Consider the following 16,095-nt stretch of genomic DNA (forward strand, 5'->3'; position numbering starts at 1 on the left):
GGGACCACCGTGTTGAGGAGTGCCGTGTCCGCGCCGACCCAGGACCCCACCCCGTGGGAACTGCTGCGTGCCATGCAGCAGATGCGTGATGACCTACGTGCCGACTTCGCGGTCTTCACCGACCGGTTGACGGAAATGGTCACCAAGATCCAGTACGACGCCGACCGGCGTACGGACGATCTGCGGCTCAAGGCGCTGGAGAGTGAAGTCGCCGAGGTCCGCAGGGATCGGGATCGGCAACGGCTGGAGACACGGGCGAACCGGCGTTTGGCCATCACGGTACTGATCGCGCCCGTCCTCGTGGGCGTGCTCGTTGCGGTCCTGGTGGGTCAGCTCGCCCGGTAGTAACTATCCATACGGCGCGGGGGAGAAGCAGGAACGCGCCTCATGGCAACACCTCTTACGTCCGGTCAGGCTCTGTCCGCACTGCGAGCCGCCGGCCTGAACATCGTCGAAGTCAGGGACTGGAAGAACCACAACCGAGCGGGCCACGGCGCCTGGGGTCCGATGAACGGTGTCGTGATCCATCACACCGGCGACTACTCCAGCCAGGCGCAGATGGTCGACCTCTGTTACACGGGCTACTCGGGCCTGCTGTGCCACACCGTGATCGACAAGTCGGGCACCTGCCACATGGTCGGCTGGGGCCGCGCCAACCACGCCGGCCTCGGCGACGGTGACGTCCTCCAGGCCGTCATCGACGAACGAGCCCTGCCCGCCGACAACGAGGCGAACACCGACGGCAACGGCCGCTTCTACGGCACCGAACTGATCAACTCCGGTGGCGGCAACGATCCGTGGCCCGAAGCCCAGGTGGACGCGGCAGCCCGCTGGGCCGCCGCGCTCTGCCGGGCCCACGGCTGGAGCGAGCGGTCCGTGATCGGCCACAAGGAATGGCAGCCCGGCAAGCCCGACCCCTCCTTCTCCATGAACGACCTCCGCGCCCGCGTCGCCCGCTATCTCAAGGGCGGCTCTTCGGGCGGAAAGCCGACGCCCCCGAACGTCCCCGCGTTTCCCGGCGCTGCGGCCTTCGGGAACGGGAAGGCCAACGACTCGATCCTCCTCCTCGGCCAGCAGCTCGTACCCAAGGGATACGGCCGCCACTACAGGGTCGGTCCCTCCGGAACTGGGGCGAGCCGACCGCCAGAACACCGAGGACTTCCAGCGCGCCCAGGGCTGGACCGGCTCCGACGCAGACGGCTACCCCGGCCCGGAAACCTGGCACTGACTCTTCAGCTGACCCCACCCCTAGAGCAAGGAGCACCGCATGAGTGTGTACGCCTCGCTGCTGCGCAGGGGGGTCCCAGCTGCGGTCGGCTGGCTCATTGCCATGGCCCTGCGGCATGGAATCGACCTTGATGAGACGGCCGTGACGGGCGTCCTCACGCCCATCGTCACCTTTGCCTGCTACGCGGTCTTCCGTCTCGCCGAGGAGCACCTGTCGCCACGCTTCGGCTGGCTTCTGGGGTACGCGCGGCCGCCGAAGTACGAGATGGAACCGTATTCGCTGCCGCGCGAGTGATCGCCGCAACTCGGGTGACCCGATGGACTTCCCCAGGAAGTATTTGGTGGCACGCTCGGGGGTAGCTTTGTCGTGCAGGCTCCCGTCCTAGACTTCATGGAAGTTCTTCAAGAGTCGTTGCTAGTGAGAGCCTCGAAGCAAGGCTTTCGAGCGCCGACAGAGACCTGCCGTGCCGCTAACCCCTCGGGCACCCCACCCCTGCCAGCGCCGCGGCTCAGGGACCACCGCGCTGGCAGGTTGCCGCCTGCATGTATGAAGACACGCCGCCTGCAAAGGAGATCAATGTGGAGTCGTATACCCTCGACTCCGCAGGCGTGAACTCCCTGCACCCTGGTTTGGTCACGGAGAGGTTCGGCCACTGCGGATGCCGCTTACGGGAAAACGGTGCAAGTCGCATCCGGAGACCGAGGAGATGGGTCCGATATAGCATCTCTGCAGCTATGGGTCCATGAGGCTTTGCTCCACTAGGCGCGATGCGCATGACATGGCGGGGCGGTTTGCTACTGAGAGGTATGACGTGTCAGTTGGCAGGTGATGTGAGCTCCGGATCTGATGGTGAAGGTGCCGCCCGCGAACCGAATGGAGAGGCCTACTAGTTCGCCTACCTCGTTATAGGTCCTAGAGCATTCCAACACCTCATCGAACCCAGGGGTGCCAATCGTGCCTACCTTTTGAAACTCCCAGCTTTCGGGCGGCCAGCACCAGCTCGGAAGCTGAGGCCATAGCCCTTGAGTGATTTCCAGGGTCCAGTCTGTTGCCGTGCTCAGAAGCTGCGATTCGCCGGACGCAAAGATGGCTTCGACCGCCTCCGCTTTCGTCTCGTCGGCTTTGTGTATGACTAGCTGCATACTAGTCAACTGCGTGCCCACTGGCATGATTTCTGTTTCGCGTTGCGCCATGGTTTGCGTCCCGGTCTCGCGGCTTCTACATAAGGTTAGGTGGCCCCAATGGCCTTGGTATTGGAATGGCGTCATTAAACCATCCATTTGGCTTGGACATCGGGAACATTGTTACGAACTCCCCATCACCTTTCGTGACCAGTAGATCGTTATTTTTCCGATAGAAGTAGTAGTCTGTTCCGCCGCCCCCGTTGGGATTCCATGCCCCCTGGCGCGCTTCATCGTAGTTTCCTCGCACATCAACGATCCGTTCCACATATGTTTGGCGAGCGGATTTTTCTCGCGGATCGAGTCCATAGTCCTTGGCGTGCCTACCCCATTTATTTCCGAACTGTCCTTCACTCACGGAGAGTTCTGGGCCGTCTAGATTCCCTGCGCCTGCCCCGTGTGGCTTGCCGCCTGCTCCTTCTTCAGCCTCTTCGCCTCCCATGCGTCCGCCAGGAATGATCGGAATAATGGCTTCCGCCGCACCGCACATCTCTCCTGGATCTGCAATCGCGCATGGCATTTGCGCCTTGTACCAAGAGTGGTCGTTCAACAGTTTCTGGAGCCATGTGAGGTCGTCCCAGGCTGCGAGATAATTCTTTCTGGCTTGCTTCCGTTCAGCTTCTTTGAGCTGGTCGCCCACCCCTCTGCCGCCGTCGTTGTAGTCGCCACCGCCACCGCCACCGCCACCGCCACCGCCACCGCCACCGTCACCGCCACCGGTGGTGACGAGGTTGCAGCTGCTCGAGGTCTTGTACGAGTCGCTGGTGGAACGGTTGCAATCCGTGTTGGGAGTTCCGTCAGTGTTCCAGCTCCCGGGGTAGCAGGCTGCGCCGCCTTCGCCGCACATCTGCATCTGGCCCGAGGGGTCGGTGTAGAGGAGTGGGTTGTTGCTGCCGTAGGTGTATCCGTGGGCCTGCTGGGGGTCCGTGAGGTCCATGATGGGGTCGACGGATATGAAGCGGCCGATGGCGGGGTCGTATTCGCGGGCGCCGAGGTGGGTGAGGCCGGTATCGGTGTCTTTGGTGCCGCCGATGAAGCCCTTGTCTCCGGCCCAGTTGGCGGGCTGGTTGCCGCGGGGGGTACCGAAGATCCCTGATTTGCGGCGGGTGACGGTCTGGGTGGCGTCGGCGGTGACCTGGGCGCTACCGGTGCCGTGCGGGTCGCTCAGGAGGTAGGTGAGTTTGGTGCCGGTGCGCATGGCGACGGTCTGTCCGCCGACGGTGTAGTAGCGGGTGCCGGTGACCTTGCCGGCTTTGTCGAGGTGGAGTTCGTTGCCGCCGGGGAGGTAGAGGGTGGTGCCGGTGGAGTCGCGTCGGATGAGGCGCTGTCCGTCGGTGTCGTACAGGTAGTTGCTGGTGTTGGTGGCGTCGGTGAGGGTTTTGAGGTGGCCTTCGTCGTCCCAGGTCAGGGTCTGGGTGTTGGGGCCGGTGGTGCGGGTTTTGGTGTTGCCGTCCTGGTCGTAGGCGTAGGTCTCGTCGTGGGCGGCGGTGCCGGTCTGGCTGACCTTGGGAAGGTTGTGGGTGCCGGGGGTGGGTGCGGCGTAGGTGCGTGTGGTGTCGGCTGCGGGGCCGGCGGGGGTCGTGTGCTGGGTTTCGGTCTTGCGGTTGCCGACCGGGTCGTAGGTGTAGCTGGTCCAGTACGGGTCCTGGCCGCCGACGACCCCTGCGGAGGGGGTGGTGGCGCACTGTTCGCCGGTGTTGGTCCAGGCTTCAGTGATGCGGCGCAGTGCGTCGGTGGTGAAGCACTGGGTGTCGGTGGTGCGTGTGGTGTCCTGGCCGAAGGCGGCGGCTACCGAGGTGAGGTTGCCGGCTGGGTCGTAGCTGTAGTGAGTGTCGTCGATGCGCTTGGGGCTGGCGTCGCGGTCGTTGGTGACGCGGGTGGGCCGGCCGGTGTGGTCGTCGTATTCGGTGGTGGTCCACACGTGTTGGTTGAACTCGCCGTATTCCTGGCGGAGCGGCTTGCCGTAGTGGTCGTACGTGGTGGCCGATATCAGCGGGTCGCTGCCCGCGTGAGCGAAGTTGACCATGCCGTGGACCGCTGTATAGGCCGTGGAGACCTGCTCTTCGGGCAGGTCGCCGAGGGCCGGGTGGAAGACGTACTCCTGCTGTCCGCTGTTGTTGTTGTACCCGGCGAACCACTCGTAGGAGCCGGCGAGCTTGCCCTCGCTGGCAGGCACGGTGGCAACAGTGTCATTAGGGTTGTAGAGGTCGTCATAGCCGGTGATCTCGGTGGTGTACGCGTCCGTGCCGACATAGCGGGTCGACTTGCTGAGCTTGCCCTTGGCGACGGTGTCGTACGTCCAGGAGGCGAGGGTGCTGGTGCCCTTCTTGAGGGCGGTCTTGCGGCCGAGGGCGTCGTAGTCGGTGTGCAGCGTGATGCCACGGGCATCGGTGGTGTCGGTGGCCCGGTCACCCTTGTCGTAAACGGTGCTGGTGACGCCCTTGTCGGGGTCGTCGATGCCGGTCTGGCGTCCGCGGGTGTCGTAGGTGTAGGTCCACTTGGCGCCGGACGGGTCGGTGACCTGATCGAGGCGGCCGTAATTGTTGTACCTGTACAGGGTGGCCTGGTAGGTAGTGCGGTCCGCGTCGGTGTACTGCCGCAGTTCGGTGGTGCGGCCGAGCGCGTCGACGACCGTCGTGGTGCTGGTGCCGCCCAGCGGCGGAATGACGGTGGTGGTGTCTCCGGCGTAGCTGGTGCTGGTCTTTTCCTTCACATCGCCGAACCGCTTGCCGAGCACTGCGATGGCGCGACCCGCACCGTCGAACTGCGTTTCCGCGGACGCGGGATAGTCGCTGGATTCCGCGCCCGTGACCAGAACAGGTCCGGCCTTACCGGTGGCGTAGTAGGTACCGGAAGTCCGGTTGGTCTCGCCGCGGGTGTTGTAGAAGGTCTCGCTGATCAGGCGCCCGGAGCGGTCGGGCGACTCGGACTGCGTTTCCCTGGCACGAAGTAGCCCGTCGTAGAAGGTGTAACTGGTGTCGAGCTGGTTGTCATGGGTGAGGCTGGTCCGGGTGACCACCGTCGGGGCGTCGTTGCGGATCTGGTAGGTGAATGCGTAATTTGGCGTGCTGTAAGTAGCTGCGGAGCGTGTGGGTATCCAGACCTTTGAGATCCGGCCCAGGGCGTCGTACGCGTTGGTTGTGATCCTGCCGTTGGCGTCGGTGACTTGCGTCGGCTGGCCGCGTAGTGGTTCGAACAGAGCGGTCACTGTGTGGCCCAGCGCGTTGGTGAGAACGGTCTTGGTGGGCGGTTCACCAGCGGCCGGGGTGTAGGCGGTGGAGGTGTTGTTGCCGTAGGCGTCAGTGGCGACGAGGCCGCGGCCGTACTGGTCGTAGCAGAGCTGCTTGTTGAGCGGGCCGCAGGTGCTGGGGACCGAGGAGATGGTCTCGTAGTCGGTGCCGTCGCCCTTGAGCTTCTCGGTCTTGGTGATGTCGCCCTTGGTGGGCGCGGCCTTCAGGTCGGTGTTGTTGTCGAAGTAGGTGCGGGTGTCGTCGGTGACATAGCCGTGCACACCACATGCCGTGGGAGTGGTCCGGACCTGGGAGACCTTGTCGAGAAGCCAGATGCTGGTGTTGCGCACGTAGGTGGTGGTGGTGCACTGCTCGTCGCCGGTCTTGCTGGTGTCACCGCTCTGGAAGACCGAGTCGACCATGCCGTAGTCGTCGAAGTGCCGCGTCAGTTCGGTGGTTCGTGAGCCGCCGGTGATGGTGGTGCGGGTCGATTCCTTCTCGGTCCCGGTCTGGTAAGCCTCTAGGTCCGGCAGGCCGGCCCGTGTACGGGCGGCCTTCTTCTCCGACCGCCACGGGGTGTTGGAGGTCCGCGCGATCAAAGCGCCGCCGTCGCCGTTGAACGTGGCGGTGGAGCGGGTCATTCCCCCGAACTGTTCGCGGTCGGTGACGGCGATGGCGTCGGCGTCGTCGCTGTCCTTGACCTGTGCGCCGTCGATGCCCCGGAAGAACCGGGATTCGGTGAGGGTCTTGGAGTCCAGCCCGGTTCCCTTGCGGGTCTGGACGCGTTCGTAACCGCGTCCTATGGAGTAGCCGCGGTCGTCGGGTTTGGTGAACTCGTCGGTGCTCTTGGCCCATTTGGCGCCGCCGAGATAGCTGTACTCGGTGACGGTGTCGGGGGTGTTGGCGAGGTTGTCGCCTTCGGTGACGCGCTGGACGACGTAGGAGTTGAACCAGTCCTGCTTGGCCGTCTCACCCTCGTAGGCCCACTTCACCGGGTAGCAGCGTGTGGTGTTGGTGTCGTCGGCCGGGGGCAGGGTGGTGGCGGTGCAGTCGGCGTCGAGGTAGTCGACGCCGATGGTTCCGCCCGATTCGGTGGTGATCTGGGACATGCGCAACCGGATGAACGGTGCGAGGCCGTCGCCGAGTTTGTCGACCCGGTTCGGCTTCTGCTGACCGGCGAACGTTACGGGCGGCAGGGTCAGGCTTCCGGATGACTTGCCGGTGCGGGTGATGGACTGCAGCCACATCGGCGTGGAGATGCCGTCACCGGCCGGGGGAAAGCCCTGGCTCAGTGCCCAGGAGTCGACGTCCTGGTAGGCGCCGCCGGTCAGGGCCTTGGTGGTGATGTTGGTCAGACGCTTGCGGGACCAGAACGTGGGCGAGTACTGATTCTTGCACTCGGTGGCGGCGTCCTTGCAGTACAGGTCGAAGGGGACGTCCGGCCAGTTCCTGGCGTTGGTCTCGTCGAAGGTGCCGCAGGAGGTCAGGCATCGCTCGGAGACGTCGAACTTGACCTGACCCATGGCCTTGGCGCTGTAGACGGTTTCAGAGCGCAGGCCGTAGTCGATGTGGTCGAGCCAGCCGCCCCGGGTGTACGGCGTGACGGTGGCTTTGCCGGTGGTCTCGGAGACGTTGCGGCCGTAGTTGTTGGTCTCGGTGTTCCAGTAGTAAGCCATCGCGGCGCCGTGTACGTCGACGACGTAGTCGAGCTGCCACCGCCAGGCCTGCTGGCACCAGGCGGTCGCGAACAAGGCGTTGTAGCAGGGCTCCCCGGACTGGTTGCCGAACACCGGCACCGTCCACGCCGAGTTGGTGGTCGGAGTGGTGGAGTCCTTCCAGCCCGGCAGGCGGTTCAGGCCGAAGTAGTACTGGGTCCCGTCAGTCGTGGTGACCTTCCAGTGCTCACCGTCATTGTCGCCATTGGTGGCACCGGTGAGCTTCTCGACCTTCTCCCCCGAATCGGCCGCCGCGTGCCAGCCGGTCTTGGCGTCGTAGACGAGTTCGGTGTTCTTGCCGTTCAGCGACATCGTGGCGTTGTCGTTGAACCAGCACAGATCACCCACTTTTGTGGTGTTGGTGCCGCCGGTCTTGTCATCGTTGCACGACTTATAACGGCGCTCGATGAAGCCGGGCTCCATCGACCAGCCGTCACCGAGCCAGCCGGACTGAGTATTCGAAGCGGCCGTCAGCCCGTCCACTGCCTGCGAGCTGTAGCCCAGGGACAGCTTGGGTTGTGCCCCTCCGGGAACGGAAGGCACGCTGAGCGGGTATGACCAGTGGAAGGCGCCTGTCGATCCGCCGGAGTTCCACGATCCGGAGGCCTGCAGTGATGTGGCTTTGTAGTCACCCGTCCCGCCGGAGGCTCCCGCGGTAGCCGCCAGCACGGTGGCCCCTGTCGCGGCCCGTGCCATCAACGGCTGCGCCGCTGCCAGCGGAGCGTTGGCGGACAGCGTTCCCGACTTGGTGTTGTTGGTGGTCGAAAGAGGCTTCTGCGTACGGCATTTGGCCACTTCGGGGGTGGTCAGGGCGCAGGCGGGGAGTTCGACGAGGTGCAGGCGGGCGACCCAGTCGCCGCCGTAGGCGCCCTTGAAGCCCGAGTAGTCGACCTCGACCGGGGCCGTGCCCGGCCGGGTGACCTGGTCGGTACGGGCGAGGGAGAGGAGCAGTCCGTCGACACCGGCCTTCTGGGCGGTGGCCCGGTCGGCGACCGAGACCTTCACCTTGGAAGGTGCCCCCGCGGCCCGGTCTTTGCTCCCGCCGACCGAGACAGGCAGTGAACCGGCCCGTCGCTTACCGACTGCAGAAGCCGACTTGGCAGCCAGCGTCGTACTCGCGCTCTTGCTTCCGGCCGTGGCGGTGAAGTCGACGTCGGCTGAACCCGCGGCCGGCCAGACGACCTTCGGTTGCTTCCAGGGATTGGCGGCTGCGTCGTCCTTCCTCTTAGGCCCGCCAGCTAGGGCCTTCGTCACTGCGACAGCCTTCGGCTGCTTGAGACCGGGCAGTGCTGGCCCTTCGCTGCCGGCTGCCACCGATACGGCAGGTAGCAACCCCACCGTGACCAAGGCGGCTATGGAAGCCGCCAATCCACGCATGCCGAAACGGCTCACGCCCCACCCCTTGCCCATTCTTAAAATGACCGCCGGAGCGTAACAGGGCTTGTAAACGAACTGTCAAGTATTTGTTTTCTTGGATTGTATCCAAACCGATCTAAAAGGTCTCATTCCTCTCCGCGACTCGCTGGGGCGGGGTCAATAACTGGACATTGCGCAGGTCAGATGCCTTCTGTAAGGGTGGGCTAAGTAGATCCTGTGTGTCTGCTTTGGGGCTCATGTCGCGAAAGTAACCGCTTGTGGATGTAAAGGGTGTGTGTATTCAGGAGGGGACTGGAGTGTTGTCTGCACCGCGATTCTGGAGTTATAGAGTCACCTCGAAATTCACTGACGAAAAGGACGGATGAGGCGTACATGAGACGAGATAGAAACTGGCCGCGGGGGCGCTTTCGCGCCAGCGCCGTAGCGGCCTTCCTGGCCGGTGCTGTCGTGGCCCCCGTCGTTGTGGCCCTGCCTGCGGCAGTGGTCATAGCCGGCGCGGCTCCGGCCGTTGCTTCTCAGCCGCCGTCGGACCCGGTCTCGCGGGGGGTGATGAGCGAGGAGGGCTATGCGCTGCAGCAAGCCAAGTCCACTGGGAATCCGTATGAGTTGGTGTCGGCGCGGACGGAGGCGACCGATACGTGGGCGCAGCCAGACGGCACGTTCACGGTGCGTCAGTACGGGCAGGCCGTACGGGTCTGGCGCGCTGGTGCGTGGGTCGCGACCGACCCGACTCTGGTGTTCGCGGCGGACGGTTCGGTGGTGCCGAAGGCGTCCACGGTGCCGGTGAAGTTCTCCGGTGGCGGTACGGGGCCGATGCTGTCGGGCGTGAAGGACGGGCGCACGCTGTCGCTGTCGTGGCCCAAGGTGCTGCCCAAGCCGACCCTCAGCGACAACATCGCCACCTACTCGGAGGTACTGCCGGGGGTGGACCTGCAGCTGAAGGCCGAGGTGGAGGGCTTCTCACAACTCCTGGTGGTCAAGTCGGCGCAGGCGGCGCAGAACCCGGAGCTGGCGACGCTCAACTTCGCCACCAGCACGGTCGGTCTGGACGTCCACAAGGACGGTGACACCGGGACGCTGGTGGCCACCGACCCCGCCGGACAGACCGTCTTCACCAGCCCGGCCCCGATGATGTGGGACTCCACGCCGCAACCTGCCGATGCGGGTGCGGCCCCGGCCGCCAAGTCGGCGAAGCGCGCGCTGGCGGCCTCGGAGGACGCCAGCACACCCACCAGCGGCTTCGAGCCCGGCGGTGGCGCCAAGGACGCGGTGATGGAAACGGCGCTGACCTCCAACTCCCTATCCATCACGCCGGATCAGAAGCTGCTGACCGGAGCCGACACCACCTACCCGGTGTACATCGACCCGACCTGGGGCTGGGGGGACCGGCAGAAGTGGAGCTGGACCCGCGTCTATGCCAAGTATCCGAACAACTCGTACTGGAACGCCAACGAGGACGTGCGAGTCGGATACGAGAGTGAGACCAACGGCCTGTCGCGTTCCTACTTCCGGCTCGACACGAGCTACGTGAGCGGAGCGCAGATCCAATCAGCGACCTTCCGTATCCGCAACACCTGGTCCTGGTCCTGCACGAAGGCAGACGTGGTCCTTGGACGCTTCGGCGACATCTCGCCGAAGACGACCTGGAACAACCAGCCGTCGCAGATCGGCGGCGACCTGGCGACCGTGCACGATGCCAAGGGCTGGAGCAGCACAGTTCCGGGCTGTGCGGCGGGAAATCTGGAGTTCAACGCCACCTCGGCGCTGCGCGACAGCGTCGCGGCCGGCCAGAACAGCCTGACCCTCGGCCTCAAGGTCAGGGCGGATGACGAGAGGAATCACAACGCCTGGAAGAGGTTCGACCCCAAGACGGCCGTGCTGGAGGTGCAGTACAACCATCTTCCTGAGAAGCCCGACAAGCCGGGCACCAGCCCCCAGACCAGTTGCACGGCGGGCGGTGTCATCGGTAACACTCCGATCAGTGTGTACGCCCACGTCAAGGACCAGGACTCCGGCAACCTCACGGCGCACTTCCAGGTCTTCAAGTCCGGCAGCACCCAGCCGGTCGTAGACACCAGCGTCCCGGCCCTCAACGACCGCATCGTGACCCTCGTCCTGCCTGGTAACGCCACGCCCAGTGGCGTCTACACGTGGAAGGTCCAAACCACGGATGAGGATCACGCCACCTCGAAGTGGAGCGATACCTGCACATTCACCACGGACCGTGACCGTCCCAGCCATCCGCCGACCATCACCTCCACGGTGTTTCCCAACGGGGATCAGGGCTGGCCGGACGAGCCCAACGGCGACGTCAACGACAACGGCCACTTCACCTTCGGGCCCAACGGCGTCACCGACGTAGCCTCCTACAACTGGTGGACCGACTACGACCCCCAGGTCAACCGAGCGGATCCCGGCGCCCCCTTCACGGACGAGATCAAGCCCCCAGTAGTGGGTCCGCACATGGTCTACGCGTACAGCGTAGACAAGGCTGGCAACCGCTCCGACACCGCCACCTACCTCTACTACGCCGACGGAACCACCCTGCGCGACGGCGCCGGTGACCTCAACGGTGACGGCTTCAAGGACATCTGGAGCGTGGACTCCAACGGCACGCTGCTCACCTACGCCGGCCACGGCAACAAGGAGTTCTCCGTCGCCACCAACGGCGGCGGCGCCTTCCCCGGCCAACAGGTCACAGCCGGCGGCGACTGGGGCCAAGATGGCAAGAACGACCTGATCTCCCTCGAATACAACGATACGGCTCAGCAGAATCTGCTGAAGGTCTACCCCAACAACGGCCGCGGCGTCATCAACCGCGACGGGTACACCTTCTTCGACCTCAAGGTCACCTGCCCCAAGCCCACCGCTGGGGGCCTCTGCAAGGGAATCACCGACGACCACTGGTCCAACGCCGACCAGATCCTCACCGGCGACTTCAACGGCGACAGCAAGCCCGACATCCTGGTCAAGCAGGGCAAGCAGCTGTGGGCCTACTATGGCGACCGATCGGACTACCTCACCCGCGGCCGCAGCCACCCCGTCCTCGTGGGCGGCTCGGACTGGGACCAGTTCACCCTCATCAGCCCCGGCGACATCAACAACGACGGTCTGCCCGACCTGCTGATGCGCAAGGACGACACCGGCGACATGTACCGCACCTACGGTGAGGCCGATCCCAACGGAGCGTTGAACGCCGCAACCTTCGGCACCGCACCGCGCCGCACCAAGCTCGCCGGCCTGACCCTCAAGAAGGCCGACTACCCGACTATCGGCTCCTCCGGAGACTTCGACGGCGACGACGTCACCGACCTGTGGGGTCGCAAGACCGACAACACCGTGACCGGCTGGCCCGGCCAAGCCACCGGCGGCAACCTCACGGGATTCGGGCAGCCGTTCACCATCGACGGCTCCGTCGGCGGCCGCCGCATCACCCCCGGCACCCGCCTCACTTCCGGTCAGTCCGTCACCTCCAACTCGGCCAAGCTCACCATGCAGGCCGACGGCAACCTCGTCATCACCTCCAACGCCAACAAGGTCATCTGGTCGGCCAACACCGGAGGAAACCCCGGCGCCACCGCACTCGTCCAGAGCGACGGCAACATCACCGTCAACAAAGCCGGCGACGACTCCACCTCCCTGTGGAGCACCAACCAGGCCACCACCGGCAAGCCCGAGCACCTGGCCGACGGCTACGTCATGCTCCAGGACCGCGGCAACCTCATCATCGACAACGCCAAGGGCCAGGCCCTGTGGTCCAGCGGCTCCGCGATCCGCCACGACTACAACGGCGACGGGCGCAGCGACATGGCGTCCTGGTACACCTACAGCGACGGACACGCCGCGTTCCAGTCGTTCCTGACCAACTCGGACGGCACGTTCAACGCCCCGTTCGGCTCCTACAGTTCGGGCACCGGCAGCTGGAACGTGAACAAGATGCGGTTCGCGACCGGTGACTACAACGGGGACGGCCGCGGGGACGCGGCGATGACCTACGACTACGGCGGCGGCCTGATGAAGGTGTTCACCGCCTTCGGCAAGCCGGACGGCGGCTTCCAGGCCCCCGTCGTCTCCTACACCTCCGCCAAGGGCAGCTGGTACTCCGAGAGCATGAGTCTGCAGTCCGGTGACTTCAACGGCGACGGCCGCGACGACCTCGCCATCTGGTACTCCTACGCCGACGGATCCGACCGTCTGTTCACCCTCACTGCCGACGTCCGCGGCGGCTTCAACCCGCCCTTCGAAGGCACCGCACTCCCCGCCGGCTGGTGGGACGTGAAGCAGAGCAAGGTCGTTACAGGAGACTTCAACGGCGACGGCCGCGACGACATCGCCGCCCTCTACGGCTACGGCGACGGCACCCTCAAGATGCACACCTTCCTCGCCGGCCCCACCGGAGCCTTCCAGCCGGACCTCACCTCCTGGGGCAGCACCATCACCTCCTGGGGCGACTGGAACCGCACCTACCTCCAGGCAGGCGACTTCAACGGCGACGGCATCGACGACATCATCACCTGGTACGACTACTCCGACGGCAGCGACGCCATGCACACCCTGGTCGCCACCAGCACCCGCGACGGCAAGTTCAACGCCCCCACCCAGGCCTGGAAGTCCGCTCCCGGTAACTGGGACCACAACCACATGATGATCACCACCGGGGACTACAACGGCGACGGCCGCGACGACGTCGGCGCCATGTACGGCTACAGCGACGGCACCAGCCGCATGTACACCTGGACCACCAAGCCCGACGGCACACTCAACGGCGCCGCCCCCGGCTACTCCTTCACCACCCCGGCCAACTGGAACTACGCAGCCAACACCGTCCTCAGGCCCTATAACTAGCCAAACCAATCAGTGCCACGGCCCCGCCCGGATGTATGCACCGCGGTGGGGCCGTGGCATGTGCCGTCCGTGGGGCAAGTTGACTGACTACGGCACCCCCACCATCCACCTCGCCGCCATCTTCATCTGGTCAGCAAGGTGATCCGAAGAAAACCGTCTTAGCCCCCTTTGTGACGGCTGAGGTCAGCCCGCTAAAGGCTCACCGGCCCTCGGCAGCCCACATTAGAGGTGGCTCTACGAGGAATCTGTGAGGCTGCTGTGAGGCAGCTCACGCCTCCCGGTGATGACTTGGCCTTCACCAAAGAGATACTTTCTTGCGGGGATTTACACAAACATTACATGTGTGTGGGGGGGAATGCTGATGTGCGGTCACCCATGCCTGAAAGGACATCAGTGACCTCGCTCAAGCGACGAATAGTCCGGCCTGTGCCGGTCGGGGCACTGCGTACCATGACCGAGGGACCTGCCCTGGTTTCGGCGGCGCCTCCGCAGCGGCGGCCGGCCGCGAGTCTCCGCCCTCGGCGGCCGAGTCCTTTGCCCGTCGGAATTCGGCGAAGACCTTCGGCGAAAAGCAGACCGAGTTCACCAACGCCGATGGCCGCATGACGACGCCGGCCGACTGCGACAACGCCACGCCGCGAATCAAGGTCATGCAGGGCCCGACCACGTCCTTGTTGGTAATCGGAAGAGCCTCTTCCAGGCCATGGACAAGAGCGGATACCTCGTGCTGACGAGCCCATGCGTCTTCGACCTGACGGCTCCGGATCACCCGATCATCGCCGACCTCATCAAAGACTGACTACTACGACTGTCGACGTCTCTGAGGACGGCTTCGAGGTCCTCCGAGATTGCGTCTCGGGCAGCGCCGAGTCCGTTCCGGGCGGAGTCCGGGTAACCGGCTGAGCCCAAGAGGCGCTCGCACCGTCTGTCCCGGCCTTCAAAGACAGACCGCGCTCCCACCTATCGCTCTCAGCCCTACTGGCGCCAACCGCGCTACCCAACCGTCAATGCCGCGATGTGGCAACAAGCCCTTCCCCGTGCGCCGGAGTCAGGTCCAGGCGCCTGGAGCGATCCAGCAAGAAAGACGCTGTCGACGCTCACCCGAGCACCGGCCGACCGGGACGATGGCTCGACTCAGCCTGCCGATTGCTCGGCCGCCACTCGACCTGACCAGCAACAACTTCAGACCGTAGGGCCTGTCTTGACGGCAGTGCCCCCCTGCAGGCGTGCCCTGTCTGCTCATTCCTCTTCTCCCGAGCCCCTTGCTGTTCGACAGCGGAGCCCGGCACGCGGTGCGACACGCGTCCCGCGACAGACCGACACAGGAAGCACCGTGACCATCCCACCTCCGATAGCGCCTCCGCGAGCTGCCGCCACTTCCCCTCGCAGCATCTTCATCCGGCGTACGGGCAGAGCCTCGTCCATAGCGCCCCCCGGCCTGCCGGGGCGCCTCGATTCACTGACCAGCCTGCGGTTCTTCGCCGCGTTCGCGGTCTTCGCACACCACTTCACCGGTCTCGGCGGAAAGACCGGACTCGGACGAGCCCCCGCGATCTTCCCGTACTCCCAGCTCGGTGCGCACGGCGTGACGTTCTTCTTCGTCCTGTCCGGCTTCCTACTGACCTGGGTCTTCAAGCCCCACGAACATCCCATCGCCTTCTACTGGCGGCGCGCCGCGCGGATCTGGCCCGCGGTGCTGGTCTCGGCGATCCTGGCCGTCTACGTCTTCTACGTCGAGGCGCGTCTGACGATCGACTGGCCCGGCGTGATCGCCTCGCTCTTCCTGGTGCAGAACTGGTTCCCCCACATCAACCCGTCGCTGCCCGGCAACCCGGTCACCTGGACGCTGAGCGTGGAAATCCTCTTCTACGCGCTGTTCCCGCTGCTCGCACGCATCGTCGTCCGGCTGCGCACCGTCCACCTGGCGGCTCTGTCCGCCCTCGGACTGGTGGGAATGTATGCGGTCAACTGGTGGGCCGCCACCCACACCTCCACCGCGACGGCCGCATGGATCATGCGGCACCCGGTCGTGTATCTGCCCCAGTTCCTGCTCGGCATGACCTTCGCGGTCGCCCTTCAGCGCGGCTGGCGGCCCCGACTCCACCCGGCGATCCCCATCGGCCTGCTCGCCCTGTACGTCTACGGCTACTTCCACGCCCGCCTCTACCTGTCCAAGGCCGGCATCGCCCAACTCGAATACACGCTGCGTCCCACCCTCGCGGTGCTCGCCGCGCTGCTCATCGTCGCCTTCGTCCAGCGCGAGGTCGCCGGACACCGCGGCGTAATGAACAGCAAGCCCCTCATTCTCCTCGGCACCTGGTCGTACTGCTTCTATCTCCTCCACCACTCCATCAGCCGCTGGGCCACCTACGAGTGGGGACGCATCCCCGACAACAACTCGGCCCTGTTCACCATGCTTGGCATGGGTCTCGTCGTCACCGCGCTCTCCTGGGTCCTCCACAGCCTCGTCGAAGAGCCCGCCAACCGATGGCTCGTCCGGCACATCCCCGCTCGGTGGC

Annotated in this window: 5 protein-coding genes and 1 pseudogene; 5 read left to right on the top strand and 1 reads right to left on the bottom strand. The window is 65.1% G+C overall.

Annotation, left to right across the window (positions count from 1 at the left end; translation table 11 throughout):
• Positions 1-24: 24 nt before the first annotated feature.
• The 3 genes and pseudogenes from CG740_RS29750 to CG740_RS29760 all read left to right on the top strand — a co-directional run bounded on the left by CG740_RS29750 (position 25) and on the right by CG740_RS29760 (position 1,522).
• A complete protein-coding gene (locus tag CG740_RS29750) occupies positions 25-345 on the top strand; it encodes a hypothetical protein (RefSeq protein WP_100578362.1) in 321 nt (106 codons plus the stop codon).
• A gap of 42 nt (positions 346-387) precedes the next feature.
• Positions 388-1,228 (top strand): annotated as a pseudogene (locus CG740_RS29755) (peptidoglycan-binding protein).
• Positions 1,229-1,267: 39 nt separating this feature from the next.
• Positions 1,268-1,522 (top strand): hypothetical protein, encoded by a 255-nt coding sequence (locus tag CG740_RS29760; RefSeq protein ID WP_199846614.1) that lies wholly within the window; start codon positions 1,268-1,270, stop codon positions 1,520-1,522.
• 924 nt (positions 1,523-2,446) lie between these two features.
• On the opposite strand, the gene CG740_RS29765 is transcribed toward CG740_RS29760, so the two are convergent.
• Positions 2,447-8,359 carry an RHS repeat domain-containing protein gene (locus CG740_RS29765; RefSeq protein WP_234376544.1) on the bottom strand — a complete coding sequence of 1,971 codons (5,913 nt, stop codon included), beginning with the start codon at positions 8,357-8,359 and terminating at the stop codon, positions 2,447-2,449.
• Positions 8,360-9,280: 921 nt separating this feature from the next.
• Here CG740_RS29765 and CG740_RS29770 point away from each other — a divergent pair.
• Positions 9,281-13,576 (top strand): FG-GAP-like repeat-containing protein, encoded by a 4,296-nt coding sequence (locus tag CG740_RS29770; RefSeq protein WP_159030431.1) that lies wholly within the window; start codon positions 9,281-9,283, stop codon positions 13,574-13,576.
• 1,333 nt (positions 13,577-14,909) lie between these two features.
• Positions 14,910-16,095: acyltransferase family protein (locus CG740_RS29775; RefSeq protein ID WP_100578365.1), on the top strand; the 1,186-nt coding region annotated here is incomplete at its 3' end.

It is taken from the genome of Streptomyces sp. CB01201, assembly GCF_002803085.1.
GTDB classification, from domain to species: Bacteria; Actinomycetota; Actinomycetes; order Streptomycetales; family Streptomycetaceae; genus Streptomyces; species Streptomyces hundungensis.